The sequence below is a fragment of the Sphingomonas oligophenolica genome, assembly GCF_006438955.1.
GTDB classification, from domain to species: domain Bacteria; phylum Pseudomonadota; class Alphaproteobacteria; order Sphingomonadales; family Sphingomonadaceae; genus Sphingomonas; species Sphingomonas oligophenolica_A.
On record NZ_RCZK01000016.1, the window covers coordinates 1 to 20,300 of the forward strand.

Sequence of the window (20,300 nt, forward strand, 5' to 3'; positions counted from 1 at the left end):
GCGGACGTATTCGGATCGGAGCCGGCCGCGAGCGAACCGGCGATCGACGTGACTGTGCTGCACGCCAAGATCGGCGAACTGACACTGGCGAACGATTTTTTGGCCGGTGCGCTCGGGAAGGCCGGTCTGTTGCCGAGCGCAAAGCGATGATCGACCGCAACCATGCGCTGCCGCTGACCCGTCAGGCACAGCAGCTCGAGATCAGTCGCGGCAGCATCTATTATCTGCCGCGGCCGGTATCGGAGGCCGATCTGGCGATCATGCGGCGGATCGACGAGCTACATCTGCTCTACCCGTTTGCGGGTAGCCGGATGCTGCGCGATCTGCTCCGGCAGGACCGCGTGCAAGTCGGGCGGCGGCATGTCGCGACGCTGATGAAGCGGATGGGACTGGAGGCGATCTACCGGCGGCCGAATACCTCGAAGCCCGCGCCGGGACACAAGATCTATCCGTATCTGCTGCGCAAGCTGGCGGTGACGCGGCCGAACCAGGTGTGGGCGACGGACATCACGTACATCCCGATGGCGCGCGGCTTTGTCTATCTGGTCGCGATCGTCGACTGGTTCACCCGGCGGGTGCTGGCCTGGAGGGTCTCGATCTCGCTCGACACCGCATTCTGCATCGAGGCGCTGGAAGAAGCGCTGGCACGCTACGGCAAACCCACGATCTGGTGGTGTCAGTCTAATGCGAACTCGTCTCCACACGATGCAGTTCAGGCTTTGAGGTCATAACTCAGCTGGCGAGTGCCTGCCACTCGGCCAGCGCGGCTGAGCGGCGTTCCTTGTAGGTCTGGCGGTCGACGAGATGGCGCTGGAGATCGAAGTGATTGTGGACATTGGCATGGACGCTGGCGAACTTCTGTAGCGTCTTCATCTGCCGGAATCTGACCATCGCCCGCTCTCGTCGTCGGAACGGCAAATGACTGTTCTCGACCCGGTTGTTGGCCCAGCGTCCGATCTCCTGCTTGTCGGCGTTGCCAAGGTCCTTCATCGCCGCGCGGTAGGATCGCAGGCCGTCGGTGGTGATCGCCTCGGGCCTGCCGTGGCGCTTCAGTGCCTTTTTCATGAATCGCAGCGCGGCATCCTTGTCGCGGGTCCTGGTGACGTAGCTTTCGAGGATCTCGCCCTCGTGGTCGACCGCACGCCAGAGATACACCATCTCGCCGTTCAGCTTCACGTACATCTCGTCGAGATGCCAGCGCCAATGGCGGAACCCACGCATCCGCGAGACCCGCTGGCGGCGGATGTCGCCTGCGAACATCGGCCCGAACCTGTTCCACCACAGCCGCACCGTCTCGTGGCAAATGTCGATTCCGCGCTCGAACAGCAGGTCCTCGACGTTGCGCAGCGACAGCGGGAACCGCACGTACATCATCACCACCAGCCGGATCACCTCGGGCGATGAGTTGAAACACCGGAACGGGCTTTGCGGCTTGCGGGGACGTGGCATCTGATGACCGTACCGGGCCCCGCTTAACGATCGGTGCATTTGGTTTGACAGCGCCCGATTGTGCAAACTTCTCCCACGGACGCCTCCTGCTCATAGGTGATCGACACACCTACTTTGGCACAAAATGCCGTCGCGGGGCGTCCACCCCATCAGACAGCGCCCACGCCAATCAATGCGCGTGACCTTGGGGTTCCCGCATCTCAAAAGGAAGCGACACCAGTTTTTCTCCGCCTTCCAAGCACAGAATCGCGGAAAATTCGTGCGGCTCAGCCGGAGCAGTGCTGCTTTGAAAAAGCATGCCCTTTCCGTCGAGTGGATATAGCTCCAGGATTTCCTCGCGCTCGCTCGCGCGGCTGATCACCACCTTAGCCTTCAAGCCAGGCATGCCGTCATCTAACGTCAAGCGCATCCGCTCACCGTCCGGCGTGTCGGCGATGATGAGCGCTCCGCTGGCAAGATCGCTGCTGAACCGGAATGGATCGGGGGCGTGATGGTGCGCCGGGCCGACTTCGCTCGGCCTCGGAAGATCGATCGAATCGGCGGCAGTCTGCGCGAAAGTAACATTCGCGGTTCTGAGTGCCGGGACGTGCTCGATCAGTTCTTCCTTGAGGTTTCGCGCGATTGCCATCGCGGCTGGCAGCGTCAGCGCATCATCGACCGTGATCGCGATATCGGCATGGAGCGAATGGCCGATCCAGCGCGCCCGGGCCTCCGCGATGTTGTTGATCCCATCGACATGCTCGGCCGCATGACGGATTTCGGCGGTCACACCCGGCTCGACGCCGTCGAGCGCGCGTGTGATCACAGCCTTGGCGGATTGCCAGACGATGCCCATGATCGCGATAGTGATCATCAGACCGATGATCGGATCGGCCAGCGGGTAGCCGAACCACACCCCGACAGCGCCGAGCACCACGGCAAGCGAGGTCAGGCCATCGGTCCGGGCATGATAACCGTCGGCGATCAACGCGGCGCTGTTCATCTGGCGACCGACGCGAATACGGAATACCGCGACGATCTCGTTGCCGAGAAAGCCGATTACGCCGGCTGCCGCCAGCCAGCCAAGATGGCTGACCACCTGCGGGTGGATCAGACGGCTGATCGCCTGGTAGCCCGCGACGATAGCGCTGAACAGGATGATGAGGACGATCAGAATACCCGCCAGATCCTCGACGCGACCCAGCCCATAGGTGAACATCTTGGATGGCTTGCGACGGGCGAGCACAAAAGCGAACCACAGGGGGATCGCGGTCGTCGCGTCGCCGACATTGTGAATCATGTCGGCGAGCAGCGCGACCGAGCCTGATAACAGGACGACCGCAAACTGTAGTGCGGCAGTAATTGCGAGGATGACAAATGACCATTTGATCGCCCAGATGCCCCGATCGGAGGTCGTGAGCGAGGGATCGATCACGCCGTGGGTGTGGCCGTGGCCACCGGCACCGCCGCCGTGATCATGACCATGATGCCCTGCCGTAATGTCCTGCCCGCCGAAACCGAGCCATTCGCGGATTATCGCCATGTTCAAACCTTCTTTTTTTGCGGGTCGCGCCGACGTCACAGGTATTTGGTCAGCGCCTTGAACTCACGCAGCGCCTGTTCGGTGGTCATGGCGCCATCGCCGACCGTGTCGGCCAGGCAATGTTCCATATGATCATGGATCAGCGCGCGCTTGACCGTGCGTATGGTGCTTTCGACTGCCTGCAACTGCTGCGCGAGTTCGAGGCAGGACCGATTTTCGTCGAGCATCGGCAAGATCGATGCGAGGTGGCCATACGCCTGCTTAAGGCCGCGCCGCACTTGGGGATCGGAAGCGTGAGACATGCACATGCCCTACCCCCTAGGGGGTAGGGGGGCAACGCTATAAGACGGTCATTTTCAGGACGAGTGGCGGAAGTCGGGACGCGCCATACGGCGTCGAACGTTGCCCTTTTGGGTCTCAGTGCAGTTGAGCAGACTTTCCTCGTTGTGCCCTAAGGCACCACGCCGTTGTTGCTTCGGTCACGGTCCGGCAAGAGATGGTCGGGGTCGAGCATGACCGATGATATGCGGCCGGCCGGTGCCGCGATGACGGGCCTGATCCGCATCCATGTTTCGACGGGCAGCTTGATCCGCGTGGCATGGCCGTCGGCATATTTCACCTCCAGCACCGCCGGCATGACCAGCTTGTCACGGCTCTCGAGCGTTATGTCGGCACCCTTGGCCGGGTCACCATCGGTATACGCGATGTTCGTCACCGCCAGATCCAGCTGCCAGTTGTTGAAGAACCAGCCGCGCCAGAACCAGCTCAGATCCTCGCCAGATTCGCTCGACATCTCGCGGAAGAAGTCGGACGGGCTGGGATGTTTGAACGCCCAGTCGGTGGTATATTTGCGGAAGGCAGGATCGAACCGGTCCGGGCCAAGGACGACATCGCGCAACAGGCGCAACCCTAGCGCGGTCTTGAAATAGCTGACCGAATGGCGGTATTTTTCGCCCATGACGTCCGGATAGCTCATGATCGGCGGCGCATCCCTGTCCGCCAGCAGCGGCAGGATCTCGTCCACCGGATTGCCGCCGCCCGGGGCATATTCGCTGTCGCGCTTCGGGCCGAACACGCCGCCCTTGAACTCGTCGCTTTCGAACGTGTCGATGAAGGTGTTGAAGCCTTCGTCCATCCAGGCGTCGCGGCGTTCGTCCGAGCCGACGATCATCGGATACCAGGTGTGGCCGATCTCGTGCGCGGTGATCCAGAACAGCTCCTTGCCCTTGTCCTGGATGCCGTCGAAAGCCATTCCCGGATATTCCATGCCCGTCGAACCGCCGGCGATGCTCCACGCGGTCGGATACGGATAAGCGAACCAACGCTGCGAGAAGCGCTCCACCGAATCCTTCAGGTACTCCGTTGACCTCCCCCAGCCGGCGTCACCGGCACTCTCGATCGGATAGACGCTTTCCGCCAGCGCGGTCTTGCCGCCGGGCAGGTTCATCCGCGCCGCGTCCCACACGAACGCGCGCGAGGCGGAGAACGCCACGTCGCGGGTGTTGGCGAAGTGATAGCGCCAGGTCTTCTCGGCTTTCGACGCGGGACGCGCGCTGTCGCGCGTCACTTCTTCGGGCGTGCGGATCATCACCGTGGCGTCGCTGCCAGCCGCCTTGGCGAGGCGCGCGCGCTGGAGTGGTGTCAGGACTTCCGCCGCATTGGTCAGCACGCCGCCGCCGGCGACGATCATGTCGGCGGGCACGGTCACAGCGTAATCCACATCGCCATATTCGCAGTAGAATTCGGACCCGAGATAAGGGAGCGTGTCCCAGCCGCGCAGATCGTCGTAGACTGCCATGCGCGGAAACCACTGGGCGATGTCGAAGATCGTCCCGTTCGGCGTGTCGAGCCACGAGTTGCGCCCGCCCCACACGCCCGGAATGGCATAGTGGTAGGTGATGCGGAACTTCAGCTTGGCCCCGCCGCCCTTGAGCGGCTGGTCCAGCCGGAGGTTCATGCGCGTATCGGAAACGACGAACGGGATTTTCACCCAGACCTTGCCCCGCTGCACTTCCACCGACGCGATGGCGTAGCCGTCGCTATGCTCGGCCCCGCCGCGGCCCCTCCGCCCGCCGCCTGTCACCGCCGCGCGCGAATTCGGACGATAGATATTCTGGTCGAGCTGCATCCACAGGCTCGGCAGGGCGTCGGGACTGTTGTTGGTGTAATCGACCGTTTCGGTGGCCGTCAGTGTCCTGGCTGTGGCATCGATCCGCGCGGTGATCGCGTAGTCGACCCGGTTCTGCCAGTAACCTGGTCCCGGTGCGCCGCTGGAAGAGCGATAGACGTTCACGCCGTCGGGCAGTGGCTGCACGGCGAATGCGGCCTTCGGGTCGAAGTCGGCGGCTTGCACCTGAGTCGTGCACAGCGCGGCGGCGGCGCAGGAAGAACGTAGAATCGCCCGCGAAAAATGATGTCTCATCGACCCTCCAGACGTTTAATCGTATGCGCATCATGACCATTCAGCGGCGCATTGATAGCGGACAATGTCCGCAAATCCGGATGTCGATCAAGTCCGTAGCATAGGGTCGGCTTTGCGCCTTCGGTGCTGAAAGCTGCCGGTCCGTATTCCACCAGCCCGTGTCGTTCAGCGATCAATCGAGGCCGACAATACGGGTCAGCGACATCGACGAGCTGGGCGAGCGGTCGGGTCGCAAGTGGCGTGACCAGCTTGTCGGCCTTGATCCGCCGCGGGTGTGACCGAGATCAACGGTCAAGCTGGTGGTCCTGGCCGAGAACACCGCTCGTCATCCGCAGGAAGCTCGCGACGGGATCCAGCGTCTGCAGATGGAGTCGTTCGGCGACTTCACCGGGCTCCCACAGCGGTTCGTCGGCGTCTTCGACCGCGCGCGTACCCGCGAACGGGTAGAGCAGATGTAGCTCGTCGATCCGCCGCATGATCGCCAGATCGGCCTCCGATATCCACACCCATGAGACTACCCCAGACTTGCTTTGACATATCTGCTTTTGTCATACAGTATGTTTGTATGAAATCCATATCGCCTGGGGCGCTCGCGCTCTCGAAAGTTGTCGAACAGGTGCCTCGAAAAGGAACCGCAGCCCTGCGCAACGGGATTCGGGCTGCAATTGCAGCCGGGATGCTGTCCGCGGCTCAAGGCGGAGCTGCGCAGACTGCTCCTCTGGGCCAAAAGCTTTTCCAGAAAAATTGTGCCGCTTGCCACACCGGCGCTACGGGTGCGTTCGGACCCAGCCTACGGGGTGTCGTAAACCGGCGTGCCGGGTCGCAAGCCGGGTTTGGCTATTCAGCTGCGATGGCACGAAGCAAATTGGTTTGGACTCCCCAGCTGCTGCGGCGCTTCCTTAGTAATCCAAGGACAATCGTGCCTGGGAACCGAATGCCGCTCGCACCGCAGCCACCTGGGGATGCTGATTCCATTGTCGAATACCTCGAAACGCTCAAATAGCGGAACGCGCGCTGTCGCAGCCCGCACACCGGGATGCGAGTGTGCAGGGCGAACCCCGCTGTGATCACGACGCTGGGTGATCCAGGTCATCGCGGCCCGGAAAGAAAGTCGCCGATTAGCGATGTCCGAGTGGCTAAAGTTGGCTGGCGGATTGCCCCAACAGAGCGGGGCGGAGCACTGCGATTTGCCTCGCCCACCGTGCCACGGCGGCTGCTGGATCATCGAGCGTGAAGTCGACGAGCGAACCGACCGCTGCATAGGGTGCCCGGTTTTCGCGCCGGGTATTGACCTCGGCGACGATCACGCGCGTCTTTTCGTCCAGCCCAGCGGATACGACGGCCGCTTCCAACCGCATCTCGTGAACTACGTCATCTGCCGCCACGAACAACACGCCGCGCTGAGTTCGCGCCATGGATTCGACGGCGTGGGACCGACTCCACGACAAGAGCGCGACGCGCTGGTGATCGCACATCACCTCGCCGACGCTCAGGAACGACAGGTGCGGCCATCCGTCGTGATCGGTCGTTGACAGGATGGCCGCCACCCCCATCTTCTGCTCGAGATCGGTGCCGTTAAATTGCTGGCGGATCGATGGAGGAATCATCACGTTCGGGGTTTCCTGTCTCGATAACGCCGCTATTCTACTCGATGATTGTTCCGCGAACCGCATCAGCGGGAACCGTGGACAAAGGCGGCAACCGCCTTCACCCGACCGGCGTCAAGCGGCGCGGGATAAAGTGTCGGCATTGCCGCGGGGGGCGCCATGATCAGCGCCGCGATCTGATCGACCGATCGCTTCTTCGGTTCGCTGCGAAGATCTGGGCCGATGCCACCCTCCAAATTCTCCCCATGGCACATCGCGCAATTGGCGGCGTAGAGCGCGGAACCGCTTTCCGGGGCACGCGCCGCCACTGACGACGTGGGCATTGGCGCATCGCCCGCTCGATCGGACCGAACATCTCCGGCGTTGCGCTTTGCCGCTACAGCCGCCGACATGCCGACGACATAAGGAGCAAGCAGCGCAATTTTCGACGGCGGACGACCTTGGCCCAGCGAAAGGACATATCCAGCCAGCTCCCGGGCCTGGTCTTGCGGTAGTATCGTCACACTGAACGCGGGCATGACTCCCCCCGGGTGCCGGACGTAATCGACCACTGCGTCTTCGCTCAGCGTCAACCCGGCCAGGGCAGGCCCCGTCATCGGCGAGCCCTGCCCAGCATAGCCGTGGCACTGGTAGCAGCCCTGCTCGACGAAGATCCGTTTGCCAGCGTGCTCATTCGCAGGGATGCCGGGTCCCTCGCCCGGGCGGCGCACCGTCGCGCCCTCCACGGGTACTTGCGCGGCGAAGATCGCGATCGCGAAGGCAGTCGCGGCGAAAAGGGGTGCACAGGATCGCGGGGTCATCGATCTACCTCGGCTGGGTTACGACATCGAGCAGCGCGGGCGCGCCGCCCCGGACGTGCGCCAAGGCGCGATCGAGGGCGGGACCGAGCTTCGCGGGCTGGTCGATCGGCCCTTCCGCCCACACGCCCATGCTACGCGCGAGCCCCGCGAAATCCACCACCGGATCGGTGATCGTGGTGCCGTTCGTCCAGGTGGTCGGACCACGATTCCGGCGGCTCGACATGCGCTTCAGGTGCATCGTCTCCTGATGCCAGGCACGATTGTTGTGCATCACCATCAACAGCGGAATCCGGTGGTGCGCCATCGTCCAGAATGTGTTGGGAAGCATCATTACGTCGCCATCGGTCTGGATCGCCACCGCGATCCGCCCCGCATCGCGATGCGCCAAGGCCGCGCCGAGCGATGCCGGCAGTCCGTAGCCGAGGCCGTACCCCCCTTCACCGCCGATATATTGATGATGTTCGGTGATATCCCAAAGGCGCTGCGGCCACGAACTGATGAACTTGCTGTCCGTCGTCAGTCCCCAGTCGACATGCTTGATCCGGTCCCATAATTCCATCGACAGCCGGGCGGTACTGATCGGGGAAGCGTCCCAGCCGACCGCGGCAGCGGTGGCATCGGCGGCACGCATCCGCCGGTACGCCGCCTCCAGCGCGGGACGCCGCGTCGCTATTGCGTCCCGACGCGCCGGAGAGAGCCGCGCCTCGATCGCCGCGATCAACTGCGGCAACGTCGCTTCGGCGTCAGACGCCATCGCGATATCGCAGGCGTAATAGCGCTGCTGATCCTGGATATTCGAATGCGGGTTCGCATAGGTCGCGCTGATCCCGATGACCTGGGCGTCGGGGCGCGCGATCCGCACCGCCTTGCGCTCGATCGTGTCGGGGACATTGTTCACCAGTCCCCAGATGTCGGTCATCTCCAGCCCGATGATGACGTCCGCTTCGCGGATCAACGCCGCGGTCCGCCCGGTGTGATTGAGCGGATGGTTGGTCGGCATGTTCATCCGCCCGCCCTTGTCGACGACCGGGGCATTGAGCAGTTCGGCCAACTGCACGACCTGCTTCATGCCAGCCGGCGTGCGCGCCGCACGATCGACCGCGATCAAGGGATGTTCCGCGCCGATCAGCAGTTCGGCAGCGGCGGCAATCGCGGCGGAATCCCCACCCGATGGCGCGACAGTCATCAGCCGCGGAACCTTCAGGGCATCGCGATCCGGGATCGCATCTTCCTGGAGCTCGGTATCCATCACAAGCAGGACCGGTTCGTAGGGCGGCGTCATCGCCAACTGCAGCGCGCGCATGAACGATTCACCGAAATGCGTCAGACTGGCCGGGGTGTCCTCCCATTTGATGAAGTCGCGCACGAACGCGCCCAGATCCCCGGCGGTGTGGAGCCACTCGACCCCCGGGCGGCGCTTCGTTTCGTCAAGCGTGTTGGCAGCCAGGATCAGCATTGGAACGCGATCACAATAGGCGTTGTAGATCGCCATCGACGCATGCTGCAGCCCGACGGTGCTGTGCACCATGCATGCCATCGGCTTACCCGCGACCTTCGCATAGCCGTGGCACATCGCCGCAGAAACTTCCTCGTGCGGGCAGGCGATCAGTTCCGGGGAGTTGTTGTCGCCATAGTTGATGAGCGATTCGTGGAGGCCGCGAAACGACGAGCCCGCCATTGCGGCGACATAGGATATTCCGGCGCTCCGCAGCAGGTCGACCATATAATCCGAGCCGGGATGCTCGATGAATTCCGGCGCGTGGGGACGATGGTCGTTGACGTCGTCAGGTTCGGCGCCGACCGGCCCGGCCTCGGCATGCGCCGCGGTCGCGGTGGGGCCGGGCGCCTGGCTCGACTTCACCCGCGCCGCGCCGGTGTTTTGTGCCAGCGCGGGCACCGCGACCCCGGTCGCGCCCAACGCGATCGAACTCTTCAGGAAATCACGGCGCCCGGTTCCCGATCGGTCGGTCACGGCGGCCCTCCTCAGAATTTGAACCGGAAACCGGCGGTAAAGTAACGGCCGATGCGATCATAGGCGGCGTTCGTCGGACTCGACGTCGACGTCGGCGGTATCACATCGACGGGTGGATCCTGGTTGAACAGGTTTTCGATCGACAGGTAGAGCTGATGATCGCCGCCGAGCCCATGAATCTTAAAAGTCGTCGTGAGATCGGTGTAGAAAATTGCCGGCACCGAATTGTCGTTGGTGAAGACCCCTTCGACCTTGTTCGGATCCATTCTCACAGATGAAACGAACCGTTCGTTGACGAAGAGCGAGACGCCGGGAACGTCATAGCTGATCTGCGCCTGGGCCTTCCATTTTGGCGCGATTGCGGAATCGAGCGCCACCAGCGGCGACGCATTTGGCGCCTGGCTGAAGTTGCTCAACCCGCGATTGACCAGCAGCCGGAGCCCCAGCGGATTGCTAAAGACGTTGTGCCGGTAGGACAGTTCGAAATCGAGCCCCTCGACTTGGAGGACGTTGAGGTTGAGCGGCTTAATATTGACGTTGACGACGCCATTGCTGAAATTTACCAGCGAGCAATAGCTCTGTTCACCCGCGGCGCAGAAGTCGACGACGTTTTGCGCGCTTAGCGCACCGATCGCGCCGTTGAGTTTGATCTTGTAATAATCGACCGAAAAATGCAGCGCCGGAACTTGGACCGGCGACAGCACGACGCCATACGTCTGAGTCAGGGCGCGCTCGGGCTTCAGGTCGGGATTCCCGGTTGTCGTCGTCAGCGACGGTGTCGTCGCCCCGCTGGTGCTGCTCGGATACAGGACGTTTTGCGAATTCTGCAGCGCGGTGTTGAAGATTTCGAGCAAATTAGGTGCGCGAACGTCACGCGAGACGGTGCCGCGCAGCCGGATCCCCTCGATCGGCTCGTAATCGACGCCGCCCTTCCACGTGGTGACACCACCGGCTAGGCTGTAATCGGTGTAGCGGACCGCCCCGTCGAGGTTGAGCGAGCGCGCGAACGACACGTCCTTGAGCAGCGGAACGCCAAGCTCGAGGAAGCCCTCCTTCACCGTCTGGCTGCCGCTGAACGGCAGCGGGTTGAAGAACCGGTACCCGCCGACCCGACCCTGGAGAGCCGCGGGTGCGCCCCGCACGCCGGTCAGGTCGATCGGCGACCCGGAGACGGCGTCGGCGCGCTGATTCGCGCTGTCCTTGCGATATTCGAACCCCGTCGCAAACGAGATTGGGCCCGCCCCCAACTGCAGGCGATCCCCCAGATCACCCGCAATTTTGGCGGCGAAGACGTTCTGGTGGATCAACAGTTTCTTGAACGACGTGCCGTTGATCGTGTCGGCCAGCGCAGCATTGCTCGCGTTGAACCCGATCAGATTGATTGGCTTGCAACCGGGATCGCGCCCGGTACCGCCCGGCAGGAAGGTGGTGCCGGAGTAGAATTGCGACCGGCACACAATCTGTCCGGTCTGAGGATTAACCACCGCGTCCGCGGCCGCATAGACGTTGCGGAGATTGGCGATGTTGTTCTCGGAGAGATATTGCGACGTCTGGCCGGCCGAATAGGACGCTTCCCAATTCAGATTGGCTCGACCGAACAGGTCCCTGCCCTTCAGGCCCACCGCCTCGCGCGTGACATTGGCGTTTGTCTCGATCTCGAACTCGGGAAAATCGGCGAGATAGCGGCCCAACCGGAAGCTGGTCGCGCCCGCAGCGGCCATCGCCGCCTTGACCGATGCCGGAAGATACGGGTTGGTATTGTAAATCGTGAACGCGAAGCCCGCGCCGGTGAATGGCTGCGCGTTGTTCTTGAACCGGGTGTGCGAATAGGCATAGCCGAATTCAGCGTAGGCAGTGATATCGGGCGTCACGTCGAGACCCGCATGGAAGAAGCTGGTACTGCGGCGCTGATCCGGGGTGAAACCGAAGTTCGGCACGAAGCCATCGCCGCCATTTTGGAACCCTGCGCTCGACAGTGTCCCGTAGTTGAACGGAGCCGCCGTGCCGCCCGGCAGGAACTGAGTTCCCTTAAGCCCCGCGGGGCCAGTGTAAATCAATCCGCCAGCGGTCCCGTTCGACGCGCGGATGCTAGGCACGACCACATTGGACGGCATCGTACCGTTGGTGTTGGGAATTAGACCGGCAGGGTCGGTATACCATTTGCGGTCGTTCTGATCGTAGACACCCAGCCCACTTCGTACATAATATTCTGTGCTCGCGATCAGATGCAGGCGGCCGCCGAACAGAGACTTTCCAACCGCGAGCGAATATTTCCCGCTCGGCAGATCGCCATAGGTCGAAATGCCATTGGCGATCTCGCCCTTGACCCCCTCGAATTTGGTATCGAGGACGAAATTGATGACGCCAGCCACGGCATCGGAGCCATAGGCCGCTGACGCGCCGCCTGTCACCACGTCGACGCGACTTACGAGATTCTGCGGCAGCGTGTTCACATCAATCGCGAAGTCGGTGTTATTGGCGACGATGCGACGGCCGTCGAGCAGCACTAGATTGCGATTGGTGCCGAGCCCGCGAAGGTTAAGCAAATTCTGGCCGACGTTGCCTGCAGTTGCGTTCGATCCCGGAGACGACGTGCTCAGGCTGCCGCCGAATACGGGAAGCTTGATCAGGCCATCCGCGAGATTGTTGGGAGAGCTTTGGCTCAGTTGTTCGGCAGTGGTCACCGTCACGGGGGTGGGCGCACGGAAACCGCTGTTCAGGTTTGTGCCCGTGACGACGATGTCCGGCCCATTGCCCGCAGCGTTGATCGGTGCGGCAACACTGTCCTTCGTCTCGGCCTGAATTGGCGCTGCGGCTACGGTTGGGCCGGGAGTCGCGTCCCCGCTCTGGACCTGGCTTTGCGTCGGAACCGACGATGCCTGGGGATCGGACGGTGTGGCCACATTCTGCTGTGCTGGTTTTGCCGGAGTTCCAGCGGCACAGGCTGGCACGCCGACCACCATCGCTATCGACAAGCCCATGACACTGACGCCGTTGCGCAGCGCGGACCTCGTTCCGCAATCCACCTTCATCCAGAATCCCCTCACCGTGAATGTCACGTTATCCCGATCTTGCATCAATCGTTGAATCACGTCAGATCGCCATAATGTATGACAATACTACGCGCGTCAACTAAGCTCTTTAATCAGGCGGTGCCGGAGGCCGGAAACTCATTATGCCGAGGTTCAACGCCGTCGCGCTAGCCACCCGCCGATTCTCGTCAAGAGCCGCCGCCACGGCGATGCTCGCACTGGAGCGGTCGAGAGCTCCGCCTGCGGGGCATCCGCGTCAGCGAAATGGCCAGCGAACCGATCGAAGAACTGATCCGCTAGCGATTTAGCAGTGGCATCGATCAGACGAGCACCAATCTGGGCCATCTTGCCGCCGACCTGCGCTTGGACGTCGAACCTGAGCAGCGTACCATGGTCCATCGACTGCAACGCGACATGCGCCCCCCCCTTGGCGAACCCCGCCGCGCCGCCCTGCCCCTCGCCGGTAATTGTATAGCCGTTCGGCGGGTCCAACTCCGAGAGCGTGACCTTGCCGCTGAAGCGCGCCGACATCGGGCCGATCTTGACCCGCGCGACTGCCTGCAACTCGTGCTCACCGATCCGTTCCACTGACTCGCATCCCGGAATGCTGGCCTGCAGAACGGCGGGGTCGTTGAGCGCTACCCACACCTGATCCCTGGTCGCGGGAATCTGCCGTTCACCGTTCATCTGCATGTAGCTGAGTCCCATTTTGTATGATTGTATGACATACAAAATGGGTAATGGCTCCGCAAGAGCTTGCTATGACCGGTCGTCGGGCTATTCCATTTGTCCAACTGACGATGAACGCCGGGGGACACGCCCTCCGCAGGGGACATAGTAGCAATGGCTGTTGATACAGGGATGAAGCTGGCACCGTTACGATATGAATCGGCACCGCTGCGAAACCAGATCATTGCCGCGCTACGCAGCGCGATCGAGGCGGGAATACTGAAGCCCGGCACCCGACTGATCGAACGTGATCTATGCGAACAGCTCAACGTCAGCCGGACGTCGCTGCGCGAGGCGCTCCGCGAGCTCCAGGCACTTGGGGTTCTTTCCCACACCGCCAATCGCGGGTTGATGGTGGGAACGCTCACTCGCGAAGACGCGTCGAACGCCTATAGCATCCGCAGCGTGCTCGAGGCCCTCGTGGCGCGACAGTTCATCGACCACGCGATCGACGACGAGTTCGCGCAGCTGGCATCGCTGGGTCTTACCTTGAAGAAGGCCTATCGATCGGGATCGGTCGAACAGATCCTGAAGGCGAAGCGTGCGTTTTACGACTGCCTATGCTCGGGCGCGCGCAACAATCTGGCGTTCGACTTCATCAACCGACTCACCCTTCGCACGTCCCAGCTCCGCAGCACCTCACTGGCGCGCAAGGAGCGCCAGCAGCAGAGCGTTCGGGAAATCGACGCGATCCTTGCGGCGATTGCCGCGCGCGATGCGGGCGCGGCGAGCGATGCAGCCCACGCGCATGTCGAAAGTGCGGCGGCATCCGCCTTCGCCGCGCAGGATCAGGTAACCGAAGACGAGATTGCGCCGCCCCGCCGGTCGGCAAATCTTACGGGGTAGCGCAGCGGCCCGCCGCCGCTATTCACGCCATCGCGGAATGTCGATCCGCAGTCCGAACAGATCGAGAGCACGACCGACCGAATGATCGACGATGTCGTCCACCGACGCTGGCCGGGTGTAGAATGCGGGGACCGGCGGGGCGATGATCGCACCCATGTCGTTGGCCGCCAACATACTCTTGAGATGCCCGGCATGAAGGGGCGCCTCGCGGACCATCAAGACGACGGTGCGGCGTTCTTTCAGCGCGACATCCGCCGCCCGCGGTAGCAGCGACGACGTCACCCCGGTCGCGATCTCCGACAGCGTCCGGATCGAACACGGCGCGACCAGCAGCCCCATCGTAGCGAACGACCCGCTCGACACCGCCGCGCCGATGTCGTCCGGACTGTAGACGACGTCGGCCATCGCTTCGACCGCCGCGACCTTCAAGTCGGTTTCGTGCGCCAGTGTGATCTTGGCGGCGCGCGACATGATCAGATGGGTCTCGATGCCCAGTTCACTGAGGCGTTGCAGCGCGCGGATACCATAGATGACACCCGAGGCACCGGAGATCCCGACGACGAGTCGCTGGCGGACCTCAACCATTACCATGGCCCGACCGATCCGCCTCGCGCACTGGCGTTTCCGGCTTGAGCCCCGCCTCGCGATGTGCCCAAGTGCGCTCGCCCGTAGTGCGCCAGTCACCGGCCACCGCGGCGTCAGCGTAGCCCGACCAGCGATCGTCCCAATCGCCCAGATGATAGCCGTGCCATGGCGGACTCGGCGTGATGTGAGGCAGTTGCAGCTCCTCCCAGATCTTCCGCGCGTTCGTCATGTAGCGTTCCGCGGGCAGCGCCAGCGGTGGCATATCATGCTTCAAGGTGGCGTCGATCATCAGCGTGCCCTCGGTGGGCGCGCGGCCCGATTTGGGGCCGTGCCCGCTCGATCGATAGGCCGTCACCTGCAGATCCTTCATGAAGTCCGCGCGATAGGCGAGCGACCAGAAGATCGCATCGGCGTTGTCAGGGTCGATATCCTCCGACACAGCGATGACGAGCTTGCCGCATTGCGCCTGCAACGTCGCGGCACCCTGCATCCCGCGCCAGATTTCGGCCTGCGGTGTCCCGCGCTCGAACTGGATGAAGAGTACCTTGCGCAGGTTGGTCAGCGGCTCGTGCATCACCACCCGCTTAACCCCGCGCACGCCAAGCGTCCGCTGAAGATGTTCGAGGAACAGCGGCTCGTACGCGACCCGCTTCAGCACCGACGATTCGCTTGGGGTTACCTGGCTGATGATAGAGACGAACACCGGTGCCGCGCGCATCGTGATCGCGGTGACGTGCATCGACATGTTGAAGTCTTCGAGCGCGACGTGGCCGTGGCTTTCCCCAAACGGCCCCTCCGGCTCCAGCATGTCGGTATCGATCAGACCCTCAATGACAATCTCTGCGCGTGCCGGCACCATTAGATCAACCGTCTTGCAGCGCACCACCTCGACCGCGGATCGCATCAGACCGCCCGCGACCGCCATCTCGTCCTCGTCGATGCGCAGCTTCTGCGGACCGGTGAACAGCACCGCAGGTGCGCAGCCGAGCACGATCGCGCACGGCATCTGCTCGCCGCGTGCGCGATATTTCTCCCAGTGGAGATAGCCACCGGCACCCGACAGGCGGCTGGCCATGCGCACGCCGAGGCGGTCGTCTGCCTTGAGCGCCGCGCGATAGGTGCCCATGTTCTGGACACCGCTGTCGGGATCGCGCGTCACACACAGCGTCGCGGTCAGATACGGAGCTGAATCGAACCCAGGGGTCGAAATCGGCACAGGAAGGCGCGACAGTCCCCCGCCGGGTCGCGTCAGCGCCTCGCCGGTAATAACTACCTCCTGGCAGATTGCCTCTGTCACCGTCACCGGTGGGATCGGTTCAGCGATCGCGTCGGTCCACGCGCGACCGATCTGTTCGACCGTCAACCCCAGCCCGACCGCATAGATGTCGGGCGACGCCGCGAGCCCGCCGACCAGCACCGGGATGTCGTAGGTGTGGCCCGCGGCGTCGATCACGTCGGTAAAGAGAAACGCACGGCGGTCGGCCTCATCAAGGCCACCCTGAAATTGCCACCGGGCGAGGGGATGGAGTTCGGTGTCCTTGTCGATCGGACGCTGAATGCGCGTGAGAAGGCCACGCTCTTCAAGCCGCCGGATATGCTCCTGCAGATCCCGCGGCGCGCCCTCTTGGTGGTTCATTGCTGCTCCCTCGGCCGTCCGGTGGCTCATTTGTAAATCCTAACTTCGCCTTGGCCATCGACCGCGCGCCGAGCCAGCACCTTGATGAGATTTGCGCGATATTCGGCATCGGCGGCAGGGTCCGACAAGAGCAGCGCAGGGTCTACCACGAGCGCGTCGAGTGCACCCGCGCGGAAATCGGCGTCCAGCGCCTCCTCGAACGCAGTGACGCGCGTCACTCCGGTCGAATAGGCGCCCGTCACGGCGACGCGCACCCGGTCGTCGACGCGCGCCACCATCACGCCCGCAAGCGCATAGCGCGAGGCGGGATTGCGGAATTTGGCGTAGCCAGCGGATCGGGAGCGCGCGAAGAGCACGCCGGTCACGATTTCGTCTGGCTCTCGCGCGGTCTCGTAGAGGCCGGTGAAATAATCGTCGGCCGCGATTCGGCGACGGTCGGTGATGACGACGGCATTCATCGCGAGCACCGCGGCGGGATAGTCGGCGGCGGGATCGTTGTTCGCGACCGATCCCCCGATCGTGCCGCGATGCCGGACGTGACGGTCGGCGATCGAACCCGCCAATCCCGCCAATGCCGGGATCAGCGCCCCGATGATCGGCGAGGCCGCCACCGTCGCGTGCGTGGTCGCGCCGCGCACGAGGATGCCGCCGGGTACCTCTTCGATCCCGGAGAGTTCCGCGATCCCAGTAAGATCGACCAGGTCGCTCGGCGACGCCAGCCGCTGCTTCATCGTCGGCAGCAGCGTATGGCCCCCCGACAGGAAGGCGGCATCCTCACCGTTCGCGAACATCGCGCGCGCTTCGGCGAGTGTGGTCGGACGGCGATAGGCAAAGGGGTACATCGTCATGCGTCGGGCAAGTCCATCTCGTCACGCGCGGCGAGGATCGCCTTGACGATGTTGTGGTAGCCCGTGCACCGGCAGAGGTTTCCCTCCATCTCCTCGCGCACCCGGTGCTCGTCGAGCGGCCCCTGCCACGACGCGATCAGCTCGGCGCCCGCCATGATCTGACCCGTGGTGCAGAACCCGCATTGCAGGCCGTGGCATTCGCGAAACGCCCGCTGCATTGGGTGCAGCCCCTCCGCGGTCGCCAACCCCTCGATCGTCGTCACCGCGCCGCCCTCCGCCTGCGCAGCGAGCACGGTGCAGGATTTGACCGACAGCCCATCGAGATGGACGACGCAGCATCCGCATTGGGTGGTGTCGCAGCCGACATGGGTGCCGGTCAGCCGCAACTCCTCGCGCAGAAAATCCGACAATAGCGTGGCGTCATCGATGTCTCGCGTTACCCGCGCACCGTTGACGGTCATCGATACGGCAATCACTGGGCGCACTCCATCTGGGCGTTCTGGGGCTGGCGATCGCGCAAGGTCTGGATCGCGCGCCATATCCGGTTGGGGGTCGCGGGCATCTCGATCTCGATCGCACCGAGCGGGGCGAGCGCATCCTCGATGGCGCTCATGATGACCGCAGGCGCGGGGGTAGTTCCCCCCTCGCCGCCCGCCTTCACCCCGAACGGGTTGGTCGGCGAAATCACCTCGGCGATCTCGGTCACGAACGAGGGCATATTGTCCGATCGCGGCATCCCGTAGTCGGTGAGCGATCCGGCGAGCGGCTGGCCACTGTCGGGATCGATCGTGCAGCCCTCCCACAGCGCCTGCCCCACCCCCTGGGCGATACCGCCATGGGTCTGGCCGTGGACGATCATCGGGTTGATGCACCGGCCGACGTCGTCGACCGTGGTGTAGCGCGTGATCTCGATACCGCCAGTTTCGGGATCGATCTCCACCTCGCACATCGCGGAGCCGTTGGGAAAGACGGGCTGGTGCATCTCGTTATCGCGGCGCACCCGCAGCCCCTCAGCCGATTCGTGCGCGGCGGCGCGGGCGAGTTCCGCCCAGTCGCAGCTGAGGTTGGTGTCGCGCGCGCCGAACACGCCGGTATCGAAGGTCACCTCGTCGATCGTCACCTCGAAATGCGCGGCGGCGAGCGCGGCGGCGCGCTCGACGAGGTCCTGCGCGGCCAGCGCGATCACCGTGCTGGCGTGCCGCATCGATCGCCCCGAATGCGTCCCGCCGCCGCCGGTTACCACATCGGTATCGCCGAGCGTCACCGTGACGTCGTCGAACGCAATGCCCAGCAGATCGGCGACCACCTGCGCGAAACTGGTTTCATGCCCCTGCCCCGCGGGCTGGGTGCCGATGACGATCTCGACCGTGCCGTCGGGCGCCACGATCATGTCGCAGCGCTCCTTCGGGCTTCCGATCGAGCTTTCGACGTAATTCGCGAAGCCCACGCCGTACAGCATCCCGTTCGCCCGGGCCTGGCGCTGCCGCTCCTGCGCGCCCGTCCAGTCGGCGATCTCGAGCAGACGGTCCATGTTTCGCTCGTATTCGCCGCTGTCGTAGGGCGACCCGACCGCGTTGCGATACGGGAATTGCGAAGGAGCGACGAGATTGCGACGGCGCAGCTCAAGCCGATCAAAACCCAGCTCGCGGGCGGCCTTGTCGATCAGCCGTTCGATCGCGAAAGTCACCTCGGGTCGCCCCGAGCTGCGGTACGCCTGGGTCGGCATCGTGTTGGAAAAGGTCGCGCGCGATCGAAGCGTCGCGACCGGAATGTCGTAGGAACCGGTGATCAGTCCGGATCCCTTGCTGAGCGGAGATAGCGATACGCAGCGCGCCCCGACGTTGCTGAGGTTGTCCGATCGGATCGCGAGAAACCGGCCGCTGGCATTGATTGCCAACGCGATGGTCACGACCAGATCGCGGCCCTGATAATCGGTCAAAAAGCTCTCGCTGCGATCGGCCCGGAACTTTACCGGGCGACCGACGCGCCGCGACGCCCACAGCACCAGCCCGAACTCGACATAGGCACGGTTGCGCGTGCCGAAATTGCCCCCGACGTCGAGCGAGATCACCCGGAGCTGTTCCGGATCGACCCCAAGCACCGTCGCCAGCTCGTGTTTCTGCCGCACCGCGCCACCGCTGCCCGCGCGCAATGTGTAGCGCTCGGTCTCCGGGTCGAACCAGCCGAGCGCCGCGCGGGGCTCGAGCGGAACCCCCGTGACACGCCCGATCGCCATCGTCGCACTCACGACATGCTCCGCCGCGGCAAACGCAGCATCGGTCGCCGCCTCGTCACCGAAGGTCGCGTCGACCAGGATGTTGTCGGGCAGCCCGTCCCACACCGGCGGCGCGGTATCCGCCGCCGCTTCGCGAGTCCCCGCGACCCAGGGCAGCGGATCCCAGTCGACGATCACCGCCTCGGCGGCGGTGAGGGCCTGCTCGCGTGTTTCAGCCACAACCATCGCAACCGCCTCGCCGACGTAGCGCGCCCGGTCGACCGGCAGCAGGAAATGCTCGCCGATGTAGATCGGCGTACCCCCGCGCCCGGTCAGCTTGACGTCGAACCGCGTCGAGGGAACCGGATTATGGGGAATTTGGCCGATCCCGTCGGCCAGCGCATCGCTCCCGGTCAGGACCGCGATCACGCCGGGCAATGCCCTCGCCCCGCGATCATCGATGCCGCGGATCGCGGCATGCGGATAGGGCGAGCGCACCATCGCCGTCCAGCATTGATCTGGCATCGTGAAATCGTCAGTGAACTGGCCCTGACCCGTTATCAGGCGCTGGTCCTCCTTGCGGCGCATGGGCTGGCCGACCGAACGCAGTGCGCCCAGAATGTCGAGCTTGGGCATG

At 63.7% G+C, this 20,300-nt stretch carries 17 protein-coding genes and 1 pseudogene; 3 read left to right on the forward strand and 15 right to left on the reverse strand.

Annotated elements, in window-relative coordinates:
• Positions 1-671 (forward strand): annotated as a pseudogene (locus tag EAH84_RS14080) (IS3 family transposase); the annotation flags it as partial.
• Between the two features lie 61 nt (positions 672-732).
• On the opposite strand, the gene EAH84_RS14085 reads toward EAH84_RS14080, so the two are convergent.
• From EAH84_RS14085 to EAH84_RS14105, 5 genes are all read right to left on the reverse strand, one after another.
• Positions 733-1,449: an IS6 family transposase gene (locus EAH84_RS14085; protein ID WP_140872634.1), complete on the reverse strand. Its 717-nt coding sequence runs from the start codon at positions 1,447-1,449 to the stop codon at positions 733-735.
• Between the two features lie 169 nt (positions 1,450-1,618).
• Positions 1,619-2,971 carry a cation diffusion facilitator family transporter gene (locus tag EAH84_RS14090; protein WP_140872635.1) on the reverse strand — a complete coding sequence of 451 codons (1,353 nt, stop codon included), beginning with the start codon at positions 2,969-2,971 and terminating at the stop codon, positions 1,619-1,621.
• A gap of 35 nt (positions 2,972-3,006) precedes the next feature.
• Positions 3,007-3,279, reverse strand: a complete 273-nt coding sequence (locus EAH84_RS14095; protein WP_338326043.1) for a metal-sensing transcriptional repressor — start codon at positions 3,277-3,279, stop codon at positions 3,007-3,009.
• A 143-nt stretch (positions 3,280-3,422) separates the two neighbouring features.
• Positions 3,423-5,393 (reverse strand): M1 family metallopeptidase, encoded by a 1,971-nt coding sequence (locus EAH84_RS14100; protein ID WP_140872637.1) that lies wholly within the window; start codon positions 5,391-5,393, stop codon positions 3,423-3,425.
• 284 nt (positions 5,394-5,677) lie between these two features.
• The gene (locus tag EAH84_RS14105) at positions 5,678-5,899 is read right to left on the reverse strand and encodes a hypothetical protein (protein WP_140872638.1); all 222 of its coding nucleotides are present in this window, start codon (positions 5,897-5,899) and stop codon (positions 5,678-5,680) included.
• 170 nt (positions 5,900-6,069) lie between these two features.
• Here EAH84_RS14105 and EAH84_RS16650 point away from each other — a divergent pair, with 170 nt between their 5' ends.
• Positions 6,070-6,396 (forward strand): c-type cytochrome, encoded by a 327-nt coding sequence (locus EAH84_RS16650; RefSeq protein ID WP_425326466.1) that lies wholly within the window; start codon positions 6,070-6,072, stop codon positions 6,394-6,396.
• A gap of 133 nt (positions 6,397-6,529) precedes the next feature.
• Here the strand turns inward: EAH84_RS16650 and EAH84_RS14115 are convergent, their stop codons facing one another.
• From EAH84_RS14115 to EAH84_RS14135, 5 genes are all read right to left on the reverse strand, one after another.
• A complete protein-coding gene (locus tag EAH84_RS14115) occupies positions 6,530-7,066 on the reverse strand; it encodes a hypothetical protein (RefSeq protein WP_140872640.1) in 537 nt (178 codons plus the stop codon).
• Positions 7,066-7,710, reverse strand: coding sequence for a c-type cytochrome (locus EAH84_RS14120; RefSeq protein WP_161978409.1), 645 nt, complete (start codon positions 7,708-7,710; stop codon positions 7,066-7,068). Before EAH84_RS14120 ends, EAH84_RS14115 begins: the two co-directional genes overlap by 1 nt.
• A gap of 94 nt (positions 7,711-7,804) precedes the next feature.
• Entirely contained in the window at positions 7,805-9,772 is a 1,968-nt protein-coding gene (locus EAH84_RS14125; protein WP_206663976.1) for a thiamine pyrophosphate-binding protein, read from the reverse strand.
• A gap of 11 nt (positions 9,773-9,783) precedes the next feature.
• The gene (locus EAH84_RS14130) at positions 9,784-12,675 is read right to left on the reverse strand and encodes a TonB-dependent receptor domain-containing protein (RefSeq protein WP_161978410.1); all 2,892 of its coding nucleotides are present in this window, start codon (positions 12,673-12,675) and stop codon (positions 9,784-9,786) included.
• Between the two features lie 282 nt (positions 12,676-12,957).
• Complete coding sequence (locus EAH84_RS14135; protein WP_140872643.1) at positions 12,958-13,497, reverse strand: SRPBCC family protein; 540 nt, start codon at positions 13,495-13,497, stop codon at positions 12,958-12,960.
• A 150-nt stretch (positions 13,498-13,647) separates the two neighbouring features.
• On the opposite strand from EAH84_RS14135, the gene EAH84_RS14140 reads away from it, so the two are divergent.
• Complete coding sequence (locus EAH84_RS14140) at positions 13,648-14,379, forward strand: GntR family transcriptional regulator (protein ID WP_140872644.1); 732 nt, start codon at positions 13,648-13,650, stop codon at positions 14,377-14,379.
• 18 nt (positions 14,380-14,397) lie between these two features.
• On the opposite strand, the gene EAH84_RS14145 is transcribed toward EAH84_RS14140, so the two are convergent.
• From EAH84_RS14145 to EAH84_RS14165, 5 genes are read right to left on the reverse strand one after another with little or no spacing between them, the layout of a single operon-like run.
• Complete coding sequence (locus tag EAH84_RS14145) at positions 14,398-14,970, reverse strand: UbiX family flavin prenyltransferase (RefSeq protein ID WP_140872645.1); 573 nt, start codon at positions 14,968-14,970, stop codon at positions 14,398-14,400.
• Positions 14,957-16,600, reverse strand: a complete 1,644-nt coding sequence (locus EAH84_RS14150; protein ID WP_140872646.1) for a UbiD family decarboxylase — start codon at positions 16,598-16,600, stop codon at positions 14,957-14,959. Before EAH84_RS14150 ends, EAH84_RS14145 begins: the two co-directional genes overlap by 14 nt.
• A gap of 26 nt (positions 16,601-16,626) precedes the next feature.
• A complete protein-coding gene (locus tag EAH84_RS14155) occupies positions 16,627-17,448 on the reverse strand; it encodes an FAD binding domain-containing protein (protein WP_241656625.1) in 822 nt (273 codons plus the stop codon).
• Positions 17,445-17,924 carry a (2Fe-2S)-binding protein gene (locus tag EAH84_RS14160; RefSeq protein WP_140872647.1) on the reverse strand — a complete coding sequence of 160 codons (480 nt, stop codon included), beginning with the start codon at positions 17,922-17,924 and terminating at the stop codon, positions 17,445-17,447. The genes EAH84_RS14155 and EAH84_RS14160 overlap by 4 nt, the downstream gene beginning before the upstream one ends.
• Positions 17,921-20,299: a xanthine dehydrogenase family protein molybdopterin-binding subunit gene (locus EAH84_RS14165; RefSeq protein ID WP_140872648.1), complete on the reverse strand. Its 2,379-nt coding sequence runs from the start codon at positions 20,297-20,299 to the stop codon at positions 17,921-17,923. Before EAH84_RS14165 ends, EAH84_RS14160 begins: the two co-directional genes overlap by 4 nt.
• Between the last annotated feature and the right edge of the window lies 1 nt (position 20,300).

Bases quoted from the DNA above. Each gene is read 5' to 3' on its own strand.
- EAH84_RS14085 (WP_140872634.1), bottom strand. From the start codon at position 1,449: ATGCCACGTCCCCGCAAGCCGCAAAGCCCGTTCCGGTGTTTCAACTCA.
- EAH84_RS14090 (WP_140872635.1), bottom strand. From the start codon at position 2,971: ATGGCGATAATCCGCGAATGGCTCGGTTTCGGCGGGCAGGACATTACG.
- EAH84_RS14095 (WP_338326043.1), bottom strand. From the start codon at position 3,279: ATGTGCATGTCTCACGCTTCCGATCCCCAAGTGCGGCGCGGCCTTAAG.
- EAH84_RS14100 (WP_140872637.1), bottom strand. From the start codon at position 5,393: ATGAGACATCATTTTTCGCGGGCGATTCTACGTTCTTCCTGCGCCGCC.
- EAH84_RS16650 (WP_425326466.1), top strand. From the start codon at position 6,070: ATGCTGTCCGCGGCTCAAGGCGGAGCTGCGCAGACTGCTCCTCTGGGC.
- EAH84_RS14115 (WP_140872640.1), bottom strand. From the start codon at position 7,066: ATGCGGTTCGCGGAACAATCATCGAGTAGAATAGCGGCGTTATCGAGA.
- EAH84_RS14135 (WP_140872643.1), bottom strand. From the start codon at position 13,497: ATGCAGATGAACGGTGAACGGCAGATTCCCGCGACCAGGGATCAGGTG.
- EAH84_RS14140 (WP_140872644.1), top strand. From the start codon at position 13,648: ATGGCTGTTGATACAGGGATGAAGCTGGCACCGTTACGATATGAATCG.
- EAH84_RS14145 (WP_140872645.1), bottom strand. From the start codon at position 14,970: ATGGTAATGGTTGAGGTCCGCCAGCGACTCGTCGTCGGGATCTCCGGT.
- EAH84_RS14150 (WP_140872646.1), bottom strand. From the start codon at position 16,600: ATGAACCACCAAGAGGGCGCGCCGCGGGATCTGCAGGAGCATATCCGG.
- EAH84_RS14155 (WP_241656625.1), bottom strand. From the start codon at position 17,448: ATGACGATGTACCCCTTTGCCTATCGCCGTCCGACCACACTCGCCGAA.
- EAH84_RS14165 (WP_140872648.1), bottom strand. From the start codon at position 20,299: ATGCCCAAGCTCGACATTCTGGGCGCACTGCGTTCGGTCGGCCAGCCC.